The organism is Streptomyces araujoniae, from assembly GCF_050871195.1.
GTDB classification, from domain to species: Bacteria; Actinomycetota; Actinomycetes; order Streptomycetales; family Streptomycetaceae; genus Streptomyces; species Streptomyces bacillaris.
Genome location: NZ_CP194070.1, coordinates 2,982,912 through 2,999,171, shown reverse-complemented (window position 1 = coordinate 2,999,171; position 16,260 = coordinate 2,982,912). Strand labels below are relative to the sequence as shown.

Genomic DNA, 16,260 nt, shown 5'->3' with positions numbered 1-16,260 from the left:
CAGGAGCGCCCTGCTGCGACTCTCCGTAGCCGTGTCGTTTTGATGCGTCACCGAAGCTCCGCTATCGTCCCCGCGCACGACGGGGACAAGGGCGGAACGTGGGAGCGGCGTGAGAACTTCGCAGGGCAGTCACCGGGCAGCGCGCGGCGGCGGTGGCCGGGGCACGGTGATGGCGCCGCCGCCTCCCGCGCCCGTGGCGGCGCCGCTCCCCGGTGCGCTCCCCGGCGAGCCGGGCGGCGCGCTCCACGACCCGTTCCGCGCCCCCTTCCACGACCGGCCGACCGTGGCCCAGGGACTCTCCGCGGCAGCGCCCGCCACCCCCGTGCCCGCCACCCCCGTCCCCGGCGCCCACGCCCCGACGGCCGCCCAGGCCCACGCCCCGACCGTCGTCGACCTCCCGCTCGCCGGGCCGCTCCTCGCCGGGCCTCCGCCCCTCGCCGGCCCTCCGTCGGCCGCCGACTCCCCGCCCTTCGCTGGGCCGCCCTGTGCCGGGCCGCTCTCCGCCGGGCCCCCGCCCGCCGCCGACTCTCCGCTCTCCGCCGGGCCGCCGTCCGGCGTGCCCGGGCAGGGTCCCACCCGCGCCGAGGTGCGGCGGGCCGCCAAGCGCCGCCGGTCGCCCGCCCCGAACCCCGGGACTCCCGGGCTCGCCCGCCTCGTCCCCCGGGCCCTCGTCGTCGCCTTCCTGGCCGGGGGCACCGCCGCGTTCGTCGCCCACGACAAGGCGGTCCGGCTGGACGTCGACGGCACGCCCCGCACCCTGCACACCTTCGCCGACGACGTCACCGAGCTGCTGGCCGACGAGGGCGTGACCGTCGGCGCCCACGACCGCGTCCTCCCGGCCCCCGGCACCGGCCTGGCCCATGGCGACGAGGTCACGGTCCGCTACGGCCGGCCCCTCGACCTCACCCTCGACGGTCACCACCGCCGGGTCTGGACGACCGCCGGAACCGTGGAGGAGGCCCTGCGCGCCCTCGGGGTCCGTACCGAGGGCGCGTACCTCTCCGTCGCCCGTTCTGCCCCCGTCGCCCGCACCGGCCTCACCCTCACCGTCCGCACCGAACGCACCGTGACCTTCATGGCCGACGGCCAGGAACGCACCCTGCGCACCAACGTCGCCACCGTCCGGGAAGCCCTCGCCCAGGCGGGCATCACCCTGGAAGGGCCGGACACCACCTCCGTCGCCGCCACGAGCTTCCCGCGCGACGGGCAGACGGTCTCCGTCCTGCGGATCACCGACACCCACGAGGTGCGCGAGGAGAGCGTCCCGTACGCCGTCGAGCGGAGCGAGGACCCCGAGCTGTTCCGGGGCATCGAACGGGTGGAGCGCGCGGGGCGCAACGGCGTGCGCCGGGTCACGTACGCCGTCCGGACCGTCAACGGCGTACGGCAGAAGCCCCGCCGCACCGCCGAGGAGCTGGTCCACCGGCCGGTCAGCCGCGTCGTGCGCACCGGCACCCGGCAGCGCCCCGCGTCCGTCGCCGGGGCGGACGGGCTGAACTGGGCCGCGCTCGCCGCCTGCGAGTCCGGCGGGCGGCCGGGGGCGGTCGACCCGAGCGGGACGTACGGCGGGCTCTACCAGTTCGACACCCGGACCTGGCACTCCCTCGGCGGCGGCGGCCGCCCCCAGGACGCGCCCGCCGCCGAGCAGACGTACCGGGCGAAGAAGCTCTACGTACAGCGGGGGGCGAGTCCGTGGCCGCACTGCGGCCGTAGGCTTACCGGGTGAGCAGCACAGAGCCCGACGCCCTCCTGGGCCCCGCAGACATCCGCGACCTGGCCGCGAAGCTGGGCGTACGCCCGACCAAGCAGCGCGGTCAGAACTTCGTCATCGACGCCAACACCGTCCGCCGCATCGTGCGCACCGCCGAGGTCCGCCCGGACGACGTGGTCGTCGAGGTCGGCCCCGGGCTCGGCTCGCTGACCCTGGCGCTGCTGGAGGCGGCGGACCGGGTGGTCGCGGTCGAGATCGACGACACCCTCGCCGCCGCGCTGCCCGCCACGGTCCAGGCCCGGATGCCGGAGCGCGCCGACCGCTTCGCCCTCGTCCACTCGGACGCGATGCTGGTCACCGAGCTGCCGGGCCCCGCGCCCACCGCGCTCGTCGCGAACCTCCCGTACAACGTGGCCGTGCCCGTCCTGCTCACCATGCTGGAGCGGTTCCCGAGCATCGAGCGGACCCTCGTCATGGTCCAGTCCGAGGTGGCCGACCGGCTCGCCGCCCGGCCGGGGAACAAGGTCTACGGGGTGCCGTCGGTGAAGGCCAACTGGTACGCGGAGGTCAAGCGCGCCGGGGCCATCGGCCGCAACGTCTTCTGGCCCGCCCCGAACGTCGACTCCGGTCTCGTCTCGCTGGTCCGCCGCACCGAACCGCTCGCCACCAAGGCCTCCCGCGCCGAGGTCTTCGCCGTGGTGGACGCGGCCTTCGCCCAGCGCCGCAAGACGCTCCGGGCCGCCCTCTCCGGCTGGGCCGGGTCCGCGCCCGCCGCCGAGGCCGCGCTGACCGCCGCCGGGATCTCGCCGCAGGCGCGCGGGGAGTCCCTGACGGTGGAGGAGTTCGCGGCGATCGCGGAGCACAAGCCGGAGGTGGCGTCCCGGTGAGCACGGTCCGTACGGGCGTCACCGTCCGCGTCCCCGCCAAGGTCAACGTGCAGCTCGCCGTGGGCGCCGCCCGCGCGGACGGCTTCCACGACCTGGCCAACGTCTTCCTCGCCGTCGGCCTGTACGACGAGGTCACCGCCACCCCCGCCGACGAGCTGCGCATCACCTGCTCGGGCCCGGACGCCGCCCAGATCCCGCTGGACGCCACCAACCTCGCCGCCCGCGCCGCCGTGGCCCTGGCCGAGCGGTACGGGATCGAGCCCGCCGTCCACCTCCACATCGCCAAGGACATCCCGGTCGCGGGCGGCATGGCGGGCGGCAGCGCCGACGGGGCCGCCGCCCTGGTCGCCTGCGACGCCCTGTGGGGGACGGGCGCGAGCCGCGACGAGCTGCTGGCCATCTGCGCCGAGCTGGGCAGCGATGTGCCGTTCAGCCTGGTCGGCGGGGCCGCGCTCGGTACCGGACGCGGCGAGAAGCTGACCCCGATCGAGGTGGGCGGCACCTTCCACTGGGTCTTCGCGGTGGCGGACGGAGGGCTGTCGACGCCCGCCGTGTACGGGGAGTTCGACCGGCTCACGGCGGGGGCGGAGGTCCCCGAGCCGACCGCCTCGCCCGCGCTGCTGGCCGCCCTGCGCTCCGGCGACTCCGGCGCACTCGCGGGCGCCCTGAGCAACGACCTCCAGCCCGCCGCGCTCTCCCTGCGCCCCTCCCTCGCCGACACGCTGGCGGCGGGCACGGAGGCGGGGGCGCTGGCCGCCCTGGTCTCCGGTTCCGGGCCGACGACGGCGTTCCTGGTGGCGGACGGGCCGGCGGCCCGGAAGGTGGCCGACGCGCTGCTGGCCTCCGGGACCTGCCGCGACGCACGGGTGGCTCCGGCGCCCGCGCGGGGCGCGCACGTGGTGACGGCCTGACCCCTGAGCGGGGACGACCGGCTCAGCGCCCCGTCGTACCGTCGATCAGCTCGCGCAGGATGTCCGCGTGGCCCGCGTGCCGGCCGGTCTCCTCGATCATGTGGGTGAGCGCCCAGCGGACGCTGGGGGCGGGCTTCCCCGGGCGGGCGCGGGGGAGCGGGGCGGCCGGGTCGGCGCACCCGTCGAGGACGGCGTTCGCGCGCTCGACCGCCGTACGGTAGCGGCCGACGACCTCGTCCACGGTGTCCTGCGGCGGGGCCCGGAACGTCCCCGGCCAGTCGGTGACCTCCTCCCCGAGGAAGAGCGCCCGCTCGACGTGCGTCAGGTGGTGGAGCAGGCCGAGCAGGTTGGTCCCCGAGGGCACGGCGGCCGTGCGGACCGCCGGTTCCGGTGCGCCCTCCACCTTCGCGGCGACGGAGGTACGGAGGTAGTCGAGGAAGCCGCGCAGCGTCTCGGCCTCGGTGGTGCCGGTGCGGGGCGGCGGGGTGTCGCGACGGCGGTGGGTGCGGGGGCCGGTGGCCATGGTGGGCCTCCTTCGCGGGATCGGCGGCGGTCGGGTGCGTCAGGCGCGTCCGGCGGGACGGTGGACGACGATCAGGACGTGGTCGGTGACCTCGGCGGTGGTGCCGTCCGGCCCGGTCGCGGTGCGGCGCGGGGCGTCGGCCCGCTCGACCGTCCAGCCGGCGGGGTCGAGCGCCAGGCCCTCCGCGACCTCCCGCGGGGACGGGAAGCGGACGTCGGGGTCCTGGTTCCACGACCACGGCGCGGTCGAACCGTGGTCGACGACCAGCAGCCGCCCGCCCGGCCGCAGCGCCTGGGCGGCCCGGCGCAGGACGGCGGACCGGTCCAGGTCGAACGGGGTGTGCAGGTAGTGCGCGGTGACCAGGTCGAACCCGCCCGTGAGACCTTGGGGTCCCTCGGGCGCCTTGGGACCCTCGGGCCCATCGGGATCCTCGGGCGCTTCGGGGAAGGACGCGCCCAGGTCGTGCTGTTCGGCGGTGACCCGGTCGGCCAGCCCGTGCGAGCGGGCCAGGGCGTTCAGCCGCTCGACCGCCACGGCCGAGAGGTCGACGGCGGTGACGCGCCACCCCCGCCGGGCCAGCCACAGTGTGTCGCCGCCCTCCCCGCAGCCCAGCTCCAGCGCGTCACCGGGCGGCAGCTCCGCGACCGTCTCGGTGAGGCGGACGTTCGGCCGCGGATCGGTGGCGGTGGGCCGGGACGCGTAGATGCCGTCCCAGGCGGTGCGGGCGTCGGCGGTGGTGTCCATGGGCGGGCTCCTCGGGGGTGGGGCGGGAACGAACGGGGTACGCGCCCAGTCTTGCCAGGCCCGCCGCAGACCGCACGGGATCTTGCCGTTCTGGCAAGATGCGGGCATGAGCGGAGACGCGGGCGGCGGCCGGGACAGCGGCACTGAGGGCACCGGCACTGCAGGCACCGGCGCTCAGGGCACCGGCAGTCAGGGCGCCGACGGCACCGGCAGCCGGGACACCGGAAGCAGCGGCAGTCAGGGCGCCGACAGCACCGGCAGCCGGGACACCGGGGGCGGCGGCAGTCAGGGCGCCGACAGCACCGGCAGCCGGGGCGCCGGGGGCGGCGGCAGTCAGGGCGCCGACAGCACCGGCAGCCGGGAGAGCGGGAACACCGGCAGCCGGGAGAGCGGGAGCACCGGCAGCCGGGACACCGGGAGCGAGGGCGGCCGGGTGAGTGGCCGAGGCGGCGGCCGGGAGAGCGGCCGAGGCCAGGGGCGGGACAGCGGCAGCCGCGCGACGGACGACGTGCTCGGCGTGCTCGACGCGGTCGGGCCCCGGTTGCGCGCGCTGCGCCGCCGACGCGGCATCACCCTCGCGGACCTCGCGGCGGAGACCGGGATCTCGGAGAGCACCCTCTCCCGGCTGGAGAGCGGCCGCCGCCGGGCCACCCTGGAGCTGCTGCTGCCGCTGGCCCGCCGTTACGACGTCCCGCTGGACGACCTCGTCGGCGCCCCGCGCACGGGCGATCCCCGGATCCATCTGAAGCCGGTCCACCGGTTCGGCATGATCTTCGTCCCGCTCTCCCGGCGGCCGGGTGGGATCCACGCGTTCAAGATGATCATCCCGGCCCGCCCGGAGCCGCTCGAACCGACCCCGCAGACCCACGAGGGCCATGAGTGGGTCTACGTACTGGGCGGCCGCCTCAGGCTGGTCCTCGGCGACCGCGACCTGGTCCTGCCGCCCGGGGAGGCGGCCGAGTTCGACACGTCCCTGCCGCACTGGCTGGGCAGCGCGGACGGGGGCGCGGTCGAACTGCTCATCCTGTTCGGCCCGCACGGGATGCGGGCGCACGTACGGGCCGACCCGACCGGGCCTGACGTCGACCCCGACGCCGGCCCTGATCCCGACCGGACCTGACGCCGGCTCCGACCCCGACCGGACCTGACGCCGACCCCGATCCCGACCGGACCCGATCCCGACCTGACGCCGACCGGACCTGATCACCGCACCCGGCCGGGGGCGCTCCTACTGCCAGCGGTACGGCCGGACGCTCGGGTCGTACGAGCAGGTGACCGTCGTCCCGTTGGTGGCCTTGAGGGTGCGGCCGCGGTCGGCCTTCGGGCAGAACTGGCCGTCGACGACGGGGTGGCCGTTGGACGTGCAGGCGTACCCCTGCTTGCCGTCGGAGCAGGTGACCATCGAGCCGCCGACGGGCTTGGGAGCGGGCTTCGGTGCGGCCTTCTCGGGGGCCGGGGCTGCGGCGGGGGCCTGCGTGGTGGGCGCCGACTTCGGCTTCGGCGCGGGCGGGGTGTAGGCCGGGTCGTTCTTCTGGTGCAGATAGCCGTTGAAGCTGGTCGTGCAGTCGCTGAAGTCCTGCGCGAGCCTGACGGTGACCGTGGTGGTGGCGGTGACCTCGGTGCCGATCCGGGGGCTCACGTCGCAGACGTACCAACTGCCGTGGTCCGGCGGGAGGGTGACGTCCTTGTGCTGGGCGGCGGCCTTCAGGAGCGCGGTGGATATGTCCTGGCGGACCAGCTCCGCCCGTGCCTGCTCGTAGGTCCGGCTGTGCAGGGCGGGCATGACGGGGTCGGGCGTGGGAGTGGGACTCGGGCTGGGACCGGCTGTCTCCGTGGCCGTCGCCGTGGCCGTGGCCGTGGTGGCGGACGGGGACGGGGTCGCCGGGGCGCCGCTCTCGGCCTGGCTGGTGGAGCCGCCCGAGCAGCCGGCCAGGGCGAGCAGGCCGGCGAGGGCGACGGGGGCGAGGCGGCGAGGGATCCGCACGATGGTGGTACTCCGATTCAGGAGAACGGCGAACAGGACGTACGCGTACGGGTGTTGCCCCCGGCGTCCGTCCGGCCGAGCAGTGGCTTTTGGCCCTGTTTACGCCTCGCGTGGCAGCCTGTCCAGATCTACTCCCCGGTACGGGGAAAGCCCGTGGTGCCCCGGAATCCCGGAGCGGCTCCCGGGGCCCGGACCCCGGTCCGCCGCGAACCGGAGGAGGGTCCGGAGGTCCGCCGGTCCCGATGGCCGTTCCCGCCGTCGGCCGGGGTAGTCTGAACGCGTTCAAGAAACCGAGTTCCGGGGGACGGTCATGCAGGTCACCACACGCGAGCGCATCCATCCGTGGCAGATCGGCCTGGCCGTGTGCGCCGTGGTCACCCCACTGGTGCCGGTCATCGCCTCCGGGGAGTCCTTCTTCGTCCTTCCCCTGGTGGTCGCGACCGCGGCGCTGGCCGCTGTGCCGCTGTTCTTTTACGCCCGGCCTTCCGCCTTCCGCCCGGCGGCCGGAATCGTCTCGGCGGTTCTGCTGCCGTGGTCGCTGATCGGCTCCTGGTTCGGGATGCTCGTCTTCTTCCCGTCGGTCCCCCTCCTTGTCCTCTCGGTCTTCTCGGACCCGCGGCGGTACCCGGGCGCCGCCAGGTTCCTGGCGGGGGCCGGCTTCCTGCTGGCGGTGGCGGTGACGCTGTTCTGGTGGGGTCGCGGGTGGTGAACCCGCGCAACGTGGGGCCCGGCAGGGGGAGTCCGGTCGCCCTTCGCGGTTCTGTCGGGTATGTCCGGCTATAGCTCGCTCATTCCGAACAAGCGGAACATAACCTTTCAAGCGCTGAACAGTAAAGATCGCTTAACGATGATCAAGATATGACCGTTTGGTGAAGATCCGTTCGAATATCGCGGGTTCGCCCCTCTAGCTTCACGTGGTCAGATCACTCTCGGTTAAGGATCCACCACGTGAGACCACCCGCACGCCATCGCGCCGGCCGCCGGCGCGTGCGCGCTGTCGCCGCAGGGCTCGCCGCCCTGATGGTCGCGTCGGCCACCGACGCGACCGCGGTGACCCGGCCGGCCGCCGACAGACCGGCCGCCCCCGCGTCCCCGCAGAAGAACATCACCGAGGCCGCCGACCTGGCCTCCGCCCAACTGGCCGCCAAGCTCCAGGACCGGCGTGTCGAGGCGCTCTCGGAGCGCACCGAGTCCACCACGACCTGGGCCAACCCGGACGGCAGCACCACCCTGGAGGCCAACTCCGGTCCGCTGCGCTTCCGTGACGCCGCCGGTGCCTGGAAGTCGGTGGACATCACGCTCGCCAAGCACCGCGACGGCTCCGTCACCTCCAAGGCGCACCCGCTCGGCCTGCGCCTGGCCGGTGAGACGGACCGCCCCGGGAAGGCCCAGCCGAAGTCCGCACCGCGCAGCGGCCGGGCGATCGCCGGTGCCGCCGCGCCGTCGTCCGTGCCGCTGGTCACCCTCGGGGACGGGCAGGACCGCGGCGTGACCCTGCACTGGCGCGGAGACCTGCCCGAGCCGGTCCTGCACGGCACGGAGGCCCGTTACCCGGACGCCCTCACGGACACCGACCTGATCGTCGAGGCCACCCGTACCGGTTTCGAGCAGTTCCTGGAGCTCAAGAGCCCCCGGGCCGTCGCGGCCACCGGCTCGGTCACCATGACGCTGGACGCCAAGGGTCTGCGGGTCCGCGCCAACGACGACCGCTCGGTCTCCTTCCTGGATCCGAAGACCGGCAAGGAGGCGGGCGTCCTGCCTGCCCCGGTCATGTGGGACGCCACCGTCGACCCGCGCAGCGGCGACCACACCCGCCGCGCCGACGTGGCGATATCCGTCGCCCAGCGCGGCGACGACGTCGACCTCACGCTGACCCCGGACGCCGGGTTCCTCAAGGACCCGAAGACCGCGTTCCCGGTCACCGTCGACCCGGCCGTCAGCCTCGGGGCGAGCTTCGACACCTTCGTCCAGCAGGGGTACGGCACCGACCAGTCGGCCGTCACCGAGCTGAAGCTCGGCAACAACGGCTCCGGTCAGACGGCCCGGTCCTTCCTGACCTTCCCGATGTCCAGGATCACCGGGAAGCAGATCCTCGGCGCCAAGCTCGGCCTGTGGAACTTCCACTCGTGGTCGTGCACGGCCAGGTCCTGGGAGATCTGGGACACCGGCACACCCTCCACCGCCAGCCGCTGGACCGCCCAGCCCGGCTGGGGCAAGAAGTGGGCCGCCACCACCGCCACCAAGGGGTACTCCTCCGGCTGCGCCGACGGCTGGGTCACCACCGACGTGACGGCCCTCGCCACGGCCTGGGCCGGCAACGGCAACAGCACCAACTCCCTGGGCCTGCGCGCCACGGACGAGAGCGATCCGTACGGCTGGAAGAAGTTCAACTCCGGCAACGCGGCCTCCAACACCCCCTACCTCTCGGTCACCTACAACACCAAGCCCGGCCAGGCGGTCCCGCAGTCCCCGCTCACCGGGGCGCAGACCAACGACACGAAGCCCACCGTGACGGCCAAGGCGACCGACGCCGACGGCAACACCGTCCAGCTCACCTACGAGATCTGGGCCGCCAACGGCACCGCCGCACTGCAGACGGGCAAGTCGGCCTTCGTGGCCTCCGGCGCGGCAGCCCCCTGGACCCCCGGCACCGCCCTGGCCCAGGGCTCGTACAAGTGGCGTGCCGCGGTCTACGACGGCAGTACCTGGAACGGCACCTGGTCGCCCTGGCAGACCTTCACCGTCGACACCACCGCCCCGGGCAAGCCGTCCGTCTCCTCGACGGACTTCCCGGCGGGCACGTGGTCCGGCGTCCCCGACGCCCAGGGCCGCTTCACCGGCACCTTCACCCTGACCCCGCCCGCGTCCGGAGCGACGTCCGTCCAGTACCGCCTCGACGGCGGAAGCTGGGTCTCCGTCGCCACCACCGGCTCCCCGGTCACCATCAAGCCCACGTTCGCCGCGGGTGAGCACACCCTGGCGGTCCGGGCCCGGGACGCCGCGGGCAACATCTCCGCGGAGACGGCGTACTCCTTCCTCGCGGGCGGCGGCGCGGCCCTGCTCGCGCCGAACGAGGGCGACCGGCCGGCCCGGCGCACCGTCCTGCACGCCGAGGGCCAGGGCAGCATCTCCAAGGTCACCTACCAGTACCGGCGCGGGGAGGCGGACACCTGGAAGGACGTCCCCACCGCCGACGTCCGCACCGCGGACGGCTCCGCCGTCACCTCCTGGCCGATGGCCGCTCCGAGCGGCAAGCCGGCCCCGCTGACCTGGAACATCACCGACACCCTCGCCGAGGACGGTCCGATCGAGGTCCGGGCGGTGTTCCTCGTGGGCACCTCGCCCCTGTACTCCCCGCACCGCCGGATCACCATCGACCGCAACGCGGGTACGGCGCCGACCCAGCAGTTCGGGCCGGGCGTGCTCAACATGCTCACCGGTGACTTCGTCCTGTCCGCGACCGACGCGTCGGCCTTCGGCCTGAGCGTCGGACGCACCTCGACCTCGCGCGGCCGCGACGACGAGCCGTCCGGCACCGTGCCCATCTTCGGGCCCGGCTGGCGCTCCGACACCAATCTCGACGACGACTCGGACTCCAACTCCTTCTCCCTGCTCAAGAAGACGTCCGGCACCTCCGTGTCGCTGGTCGGCCCCAACGGCCTGGAGCTCGGCTTCACCGCCACCACGGGCGGCGGCTGGCGTCCCGAGCCGGGCGCCGAGGAACTGACCCTGACGGGCTCGCTCACCGGCACCTTCACCCTGACGGACACCGCGGGCCAGGTCACCACCTTCGCCAAGTCCGACCCGGCACTGACCTCCTGGCAGGCCACCGAGGTCAAGCGCAGCGGCCTCGCCGGCAGCACCAAGGTGGTCTCCGAGACGGTGACCGTGGGCGGGAAGAAGCTGGTCCGCCCGAAGCGGATCATCGCCTGGAGCTCCGCGGTCTCCCCGGAGACCTGCCAGAGCGCCCCCACGACCAAGGGCTGCCGCGCCCTGGAGTTCGTGTACGCCACCACGACCACCGCCACCGGCCACAGCACGGCCGCCGACTTCGGTGACTTCTCCGGGCAGGTCAAGGAGATCAAGCAGTGGTCCACCGAGCCCGGTGCCGCCGCTGCCGGCTCCCGTCCGGCCGCCGCCTACCGCTACGACGCGGCAGGCCGGCTCCGCCAGGTCTGGAACCCCCATCTGTCCCAGGGCACCCAGAACCAGTACTCCTACGACAGCGCCAACCGCGTCAACTGGCTGCACCCGCAGAACCAGCTCCCGTGGACCTTCGCGTACGGCAAGGCCGGCAACGCCGCCACCGCCGGTGAGGGCATGCTCCTGAAGCTGTCCCGCGAGGGCCTCAAGCAGGGCACCACGAACGTGGCCGAGGGCGACGTCACCCAGTACGTCGTCTACGACGTCCCGCTGACCGGCGCCACCGCCCCGTACCGGCTGGGCCGTTCGGACACCGCCGCCTGGGGCCAGACCGACGCTCCCACGGACGCCACGGCCGTCCTGCCCCCGGACACCCCCGTCACCTCCCACGACGGCCGGACCCTGACCGCCACCGCCTACCGCAGGGCCTCCGTGCACTACACGAACGCCTCAGGCCGTGAGGTCAACACGGCGGCCCCCGGCGGGCACCTCACCACCACCGAGTACGACCGGCTGGGCAACATCGTCCGCTCCCTGTCGCCCGGGAACCGCACCCTGGCCCTCGGCGCCACCGCGGCCGACCGCGCCGAACTCGCCGACCTCGGCATCGCCGGTCTCACCACGGCCGAGCGGGCCGACCTGCTGTCCGCCCGCACGGTCTACGACGACGAGGGCGTGGTCGCGCTGGAGACCTTCGGTCCCCTGCGCCGGGTGTCCCTCACCAAGAACCTGGCGCAGGGCGGCCAGGTGCTGGTTCCGGCCGGGACCTCGGTCGCCGCCCGCAACTGGACCCGCACCGCCTACGACCAGGGCCGCCCCACCGACGGGACGGCGAGCGTCGAGAACCAGGTCACCAGCACCGTCTCCGGTGCCCAGCTCCTGGCCCACCCGACGCTGATGGCCGACGCCCGCAGCACCGAGCAGAGCTACGACTGGAAGAAGGGCCTGCCGGTCAGGACGGTCGAGGACGCGGGCGGGGAGGCCCTGACCTCCCTCATCGAGTACGACGACCAGGGCCGTGCCGTCAAGGAGACCCAGCCCGGCAGCAACGGTGCCGACGCCGCCACCCAGCTGACCACGTACTGGTCGGCCACCGGCACCGGGGCCTGCTCCGGCCGCCCGGAGTGGGCGGACTGGGCCTGCTCCACCACCCCGGCCGGCTCCGCCTCCGGCGGCGCCGACCAGCGGCCCGTGGTCACCTCCGAGTACAACTGGTGGGGTCACGACACCAAGGTGTCCGAGACCAGCGGCGGTGTCACCCGCACCACCACGACCACGTACGACAACGCCGGCCGCCCCGAGAAGGTGAAGGTCACCGGCGGCCTGGGCGAGGAACTGCCCGAGACCCGGACCGAGTACGACCCCGAGACCGGCCTCCCGGTCAAGAGCATCTCCACCACCGGCGGGACCATCGCCATGGGCTACGACAAGCTCGGCCGCCTGGTCTCGTACACGGACGCCGACGGCGCCACCACCCGCACCGAGTACGACCGGTTCGACCGGCCGGTGCGCATCAGCGACTCCCTCCCGTCCGAGGTGACGTACGCCTACGACCACACCGTCGAGCCGCGCGGCATGGCCGTCTCGGCGACCGACTCGGTGGCCGGCACCTTCCGGGTCGGCTACGACGCGGACGGCTCGGTGGCCACGGAGAAGCTGCCCGGCGGCTACACGCTCACCCAGCGGGAGGACGCGGCGGGCGCCGTCATGGCCCGTACCTACACCCGCGACAGCGACGGCATGGTCGTCATGTCCGACACGGTCGACCGCTCGGTCCACGGCGAGATCACCCAGCGCTCCGGCTGGAGCGGTCAGTCCTACGGGTACGACGACCTGGGCCGGCTCAGGACCGTCACCGACCAGGTGGGCGACGTGTGCACCACACGCGGCTACACCCACGACAAGCGCGCCAACCGGCTCTCGGCCTCGACCGTGACCGGCGCCGCCGGGGCCGACTGCCCCGCGGCCGGCGGCACGGGCGCCACGGTGACCAGCCACACGTACGACAGCGCCGACCGGCTGACCAGCCCCGGCTACCGGTACGACGCCTTCGGCCGGACCACCGAGGTGCCGGGCAGCACGTTCGGCTACTACGCCAACGACCTGGTGCGCCGTCAGACCACGGCCGACCAGCGGCAGACGTGGGCCCTGGACGCCGACCACCGCATCCGCTCCTGGACGGTGGAGGCGTCCGACGGGTCCGGTGCCTGGACCCAGGTCGAGTCCAAGCGCAACCACTACGACGGCGAGGGCGACAGCCCGCGCTGGATCGTGGAGGACACCACGACCGGCGAGACCACCCGCATCGTCGACTCCGTGACCGGTGACTTCTCCGCCACCACCTCGGCCACCGGGGACGTCGTCCTGCAGATGTCCGGAATCCACGGGGACATCGGCCTCCAGCTGCCCCTGGACCCGGCCGAGGCCCCGCTGGTCCTGGACTCCGACGAGTTCGGCAACCCGCGGGCCGGGCAGCCGTCCGTCCGGTACGGCTGGCTGGGCGCCAAGCAGCGCTCCGCCGAGACCCTCACCGGGGTCACCCTGATGGGCGTCCGCCTCTACGACCCGGCCACCGGCCGGTTCCTGAGCACCGACCCCGACCCGGCCGGCGGCAGCAACCCGTACGTCTACTGCTCCGCGGACCCGGTCAACTGCCGGGACACCACGGGCCTGCTGGACTACACGTTCAAGTACCAGCTGGGCATGGGCCGGGCGTACCTGTCGGACTACTTCAAACACTTCATGAAGAACTTCGGCAAGATCTTCCCGCTCAAGGGCCGTGCGAAGAAGATCACCCACGTGGGCCAGAAGATGGACCTCCGGGACTCCATCGCCGGATTCGGGTCGATCAACTTCAACGTCCGGGTCGGCTACATCGGATCCACCTCGCTCCGGCTGGACGCCCGCAAGGGCAGCATCGTCTACGGCAAGAACTCGTACATCAACTTCTCGCTGAGCAAGCCCAAGTCGGACAGCAAGAGGTACGGGCAGTACTACCTGATCGTCCACGGCCACACGAACGGCAAGACATGGGCGGACCGGTGGATACCGGGCTGGATGTACAAGAAGGGTGCCAACAGCACCTGGAGCAAGCTGGCCGCCAACCTGCGCCGCCACCTGTGGTGACGGACGGACCCGGCTGACACTCCGACCGCGGGGCGGTACGCGTACGCGTACCGCCCCGCTCCCTTCGGGGGACCCTCGCCCGGCCACCGGCCCCCTCCGCCGCGCCGTACCCTGGGAGGGTCGATCAACCCCCTGGGCAGGAGTGAAATGGCCGTCAATCTGGTCAATGTCGAGCAGGTCAGCAAGGTGTACGGCACCCGTGCCCTGCTCGACGGCGTATCCCTCGGGGTCTCCGAGGGCGACCGGATCGGTGTCGTGGGCCGGAACGGGGACGGCAAGACCACCCTCATCCGGATGCTCGCCAGGCTGGAGGAGGCGGACAGCGGCCGGGTCACCCACAACGGGGGGCTGCGGCTCGGCGTGCTCACCCAGCACGACTCGCTGGACCCGCAGGCCACCATCCGCCAGGAGGTCATCGGGGACCTGGCCGACCACGAGTGGGCCGGCAGCGCCAAGATCCGGGACGTGCTCACCGGGCTCTTCGGCGGCCTCGCCCTCCCCGGCTTCGAGCACGGGCTCGACACCGTCATCGCCCCACTCTCCGGCGGCGAGCGCCGCCGGATCGCTCTGGCCAAGCTCCTCATCGAGGAGCAGGACCTGATCGTCCTGGACGAGCCCACCAACCACCTCGACGTCGAGGGCATCTCCTGGCTCGCCGGCCATCTGCGCGCCCGCCGCTCCGCCCTCGTCTGCGTCACCCACGACCGGTGGTTCCTGGACCAGGTCTGCACCCGCATGTGGGACGTCCAGCGCGGCACCGTCCACGAGTACGAGGGCGGCTACAGCGACTACGTCTTCGCCCGCGCCGAGCGGGAGCGCATCGCCGCCACCGAGGAGGCCAAGCGGCAGAACCTCATGCGCAAGGAGCTGGCCTGGCTGCGCCGCGGCGCCCCCGCCCGTACCTCCAAGCCGCGCTACCGCATCGAGGCCGCCAACGAGCTGATCGCCGACGTGCCGCCGCCGCGCGACACCAGCGAGCTGATGCGGTTCGCCAACGCCCGCCTCGGCAAGACCGTCTTCGACCTGGAGGACGTGACCGTCCAGGCCGGGCCCAAGACCCTCCTCACCCACCTCACCTGGCAGCTCGGCCCCGGCGACCGGATCGGCCTCGTCGGCGTCAACGGCGCGGGCAAGACCTCGCTGCTCCGCGCCCTCGCCGAGGCCGCCCGCAGCCAGGGAGAGGAGCAGCCCGCCGCCGGGAAGATCGTCGTCGGCAAGACCGTCAGGCTCGCCTACCTCTCCCAGGAGGTCTCCGAGCTGAACCCGAACCTCCGGGTCCTGGAGGCCGTCCAGCAGGTCCGCGACCGGGTCGACCTCGGCAAGGGCCGGGAGATGACGGCCGGGCAGCTCTGCGAGCAGTTCGGCTTCACCAAGGAGAAGCAGTGGACGCCCGTCGGGGACCTCTCCGGCGGTGAGCGCCGCCGCCTCCAGATCCTGCGGCTCCTGATGGACGAGCCCAACGTCCTCTTCCTCGACGAGCCCACCAACGACCTGGACATCGAGACCCTCACGCAGCTGGAGGACCTCCTCGACGGCTGGCCCGGGTCGATGATCGTGATCTCCCACGACCGGTTCTTCATCGAGCGCACCACCGACCGGGTCATGGCCCTCCTCGGTGACCGCGCCCTGCGGATGCTGCCGCGCGGCATCGACGAGTACCTGGAGCGCAGGCAGCGCATGGAGGAGGCCGCCACCCCCTCCGCCGCCCCCGCGCCCCGTACGTCCGGAGCCCCGGCCGCCCCCGCCGTCTCCGCGCAGGAGGCCCGCGCCGCGAAGAAGGAGCTCCAGAAGGTCGAGCGCCAGCTCGACAAGCTTTCGACCCGGGAGACCGCGCTGCACAAGCAGATCGCGGAGAACGCCACCGACTTCGAGAAGGTGGCCAAGCTCGACGCCGAGCTCCGCGAACTCGTCACCGAGCGCGACGAGCTGGAGATGCGCTGGCTGGAACTGGCCGAGGACGCCTGAGGGCCCGCCCGCTCCGGCGGACGCACCGTGCTCATGCGGTCGTCCGTCGGCGGGGCGACGGCCGGTGGCCGAAGGCGATGGGGCCGGAGCTTCGTCCTCGGTGACTGGCCGTCATCTTCCGCCGGTCGTAACGAGGGCATCACGACCCGGTTCTCCCTTGGGAACAGGGCATGGACCGATCCGGTGTTCGACGCCGGGCGGGTGGTACAAAGAAGCCCCGCCCGACTGTCGTAACACCGCGGAAGCCATGCCCGATTCGCTCCTTT

10 protein-coding genes are annotated in these 16,260 nt (G+C 73.4%); 7 read left to right on the top strand and 3 right to left on the bottom strand.

Annotation, left to right across the window (positions count from 1 at the left end; all coding sequences use genetic code 11):
• Positions 1-556: 556 nt before the first annotated feature.
• Genes ACQ9ZG_RS12650 through ACQ9ZG_RS12640 form a run of 3 tightly spaced genes read left to right on the top strand, consistent with a single transcriptional unit; the run spans position 557 to position 3,509 of the window.
• Positions 557-1,726 (top strand): resuscitation-promoting factor, encoded by a 1,170-nt coding sequence (locus ACQ9ZG_RS12650; protein ID WP_499281596.1) that lies wholly within the window; start codon positions 557-559, stop codon positions 1,724-1,726.
• Positions 1,723-2,598: a 16S rRNA (adenine(1518)-N(6)/adenine(1519)-N(6))-dimethyltransferase RsmA gene (gene rsmA / locus ACQ9ZG_RS12645; protein WP_109914188.1), complete on the top strand. Its 876-nt coding sequence runs from the start codon at positions 1,723-1,725 to the stop codon at positions 2,596-2,598. The genes ACQ9ZG_RS12650 and rsmA overlap by 4 nt, the downstream gene beginning before the upstream one ends.
• Positions 2,595-3,509 carry a 4-(cytidine 5'-diphospho)-2-C-methyl-D-erythritol kinase gene (locus ACQ9ZG_RS12640; protein ID WP_499280497.1) on the top strand — a complete coding sequence of 305 codons (915 nt, stop codon included), beginning with the start codon at positions 2,595-2,597 and terminating at the stop codon, positions 3,507-3,509. The genes rsmA and ACQ9ZG_RS12640 overlap by 4 nt, the downstream gene beginning before the upstream one ends.
• Positions 3,510-3,531: 22 nt before the next feature.
• On the opposite strand, the gene ACQ9ZG_RS12635 is transcribed toward ACQ9ZG_RS12640, so the two are convergent.
• Together ACQ9ZG_RS12635 and ACQ9ZG_RS12630 are read right to left on the bottom strand one after the other, a co-directional pair.
• A complete protein-coding gene (locus ACQ9ZG_RS12635) occupies positions 3,532-4,032 on the bottom strand; it encodes a DinB family protein (protein WP_499280496.1) in 501 nt (166 codons plus the stop codon).
• A gap of 39 nt (positions 4,033-4,071) precedes the next feature.
• Positions 4,072-4,776 (bottom strand): class I SAM-dependent methyltransferase, encoded by a 705-nt coding sequence (locus ACQ9ZG_RS12630; RefSeq protein WP_499280495.1) that lies wholly within the window; start codon positions 4,774-4,776, stop codon positions 4,072-4,074.
• 508 nt (positions 4,777-5,284) lie between these two features.
• Between ACQ9ZG_RS12630 and ACQ9ZG_RS12625 the strand changes: the two genes are divergently transcribed.
• Complete coding sequence (locus ACQ9ZG_RS12625) at positions 5,285-5,896, top strand: helix-turn-helix domain-containing protein (protein ID WP_499281595.1); 612 nt, start codon at positions 5,285-5,287, stop codon at positions 5,894-5,896.
• 108 nt (positions 5,897-6,004) lie between these two features.
• Here ACQ9ZG_RS12625 and ACQ9ZG_RS12620 read toward each other — a convergent pair whose 3' ends face one another.
• Positions 6,005-6,760 (bottom strand): hypothetical protein, encoded by a 756-nt coding sequence (locus ACQ9ZG_RS12620; RefSeq protein ID WP_109917572.1) that lies wholly within the window; start codon positions 6,758-6,760, stop codon positions 6,005-6,007.
• A 310-nt stretch (positions 6,761-7,070) separates the two neighbouring features.
• Between ACQ9ZG_RS12620 and ACQ9ZG_RS12615 the strand changes: the two genes are divergently transcribed.
• From ACQ9ZG_RS12615 to ACQ9ZG_RS12605, 3 genes are all read left to right on the top strand, one after another.
• Positions 7,071-7,469, top strand: a complete 399-nt coding sequence (locus ACQ9ZG_RS12615; RefSeq protein WP_109917573.1) for a hypothetical protein — start codon at positions 7,071-7,073, stop codon at positions 7,467-7,469.
• A 311-nt stretch (positions 7,470-7,780) separates the two neighbouring features.
• Positions 7,781-14,029, top strand: coding sequence for a DNRLRE domain-containing protein (locus ACQ9ZG_RS12610; protein ID WP_499281594.1), 6,249 nt, complete (start codon positions 7,781-7,783; stop codon positions 14,027-14,029).
• Between the two features lie 147 nt (positions 14,030-14,176).
• A complete protein-coding gene (locus ACQ9ZG_RS12605; RefSeq protein WP_109915012.1) occupies positions 14,177-15,994 on the top strand; it encodes an ABC-F family ATP-binding cassette domain-containing protein in 1,818 nt (605 codons plus the stop codon).
• Positions 15,995-16,260 lie beyond the last annotated feature (266 nt).

Bases quoted from the DNA above. Each gene is read 5' to 3' on its own strand.
- ACQ9ZG_RS12615 (WP_109917573.1), top strand. From the start codon at position 7,071: ATGCAGGTCACCACACGCGAGCGCATCCATCCGTGGCAGATCGGCCTG.
- ACQ9ZG_RS12610 (WP_499281594.1), top strand. From the start codon at position 7,781: ATGGTCGCGTCGGCCACCGACGCGACCGCGGTGACCCGGCCGGCCGCC.
- ACQ9ZG_RS12635 (WP_499280496.1), bottom strand. From the start codon at position 4,032: ATGGCCACCGGCCCCCGCACCCACCGCCGTCGCGACACCCCGCCGCCC.
- ACQ9ZG_RS12630 (WP_499280495.1), bottom strand. From the start codon at position 4,776: ATGGACACCACCGCCGACGCCCGCACCGCCTGGGACGGCATCTACGCG.
- ACQ9ZG_RS12605 (WP_109915012.1), top strand. From the start codon at position 14,177: ATGGCCGTCAATCTGGTCAATGTCGAGCAGGTCAGCAAGGTGTACGGC.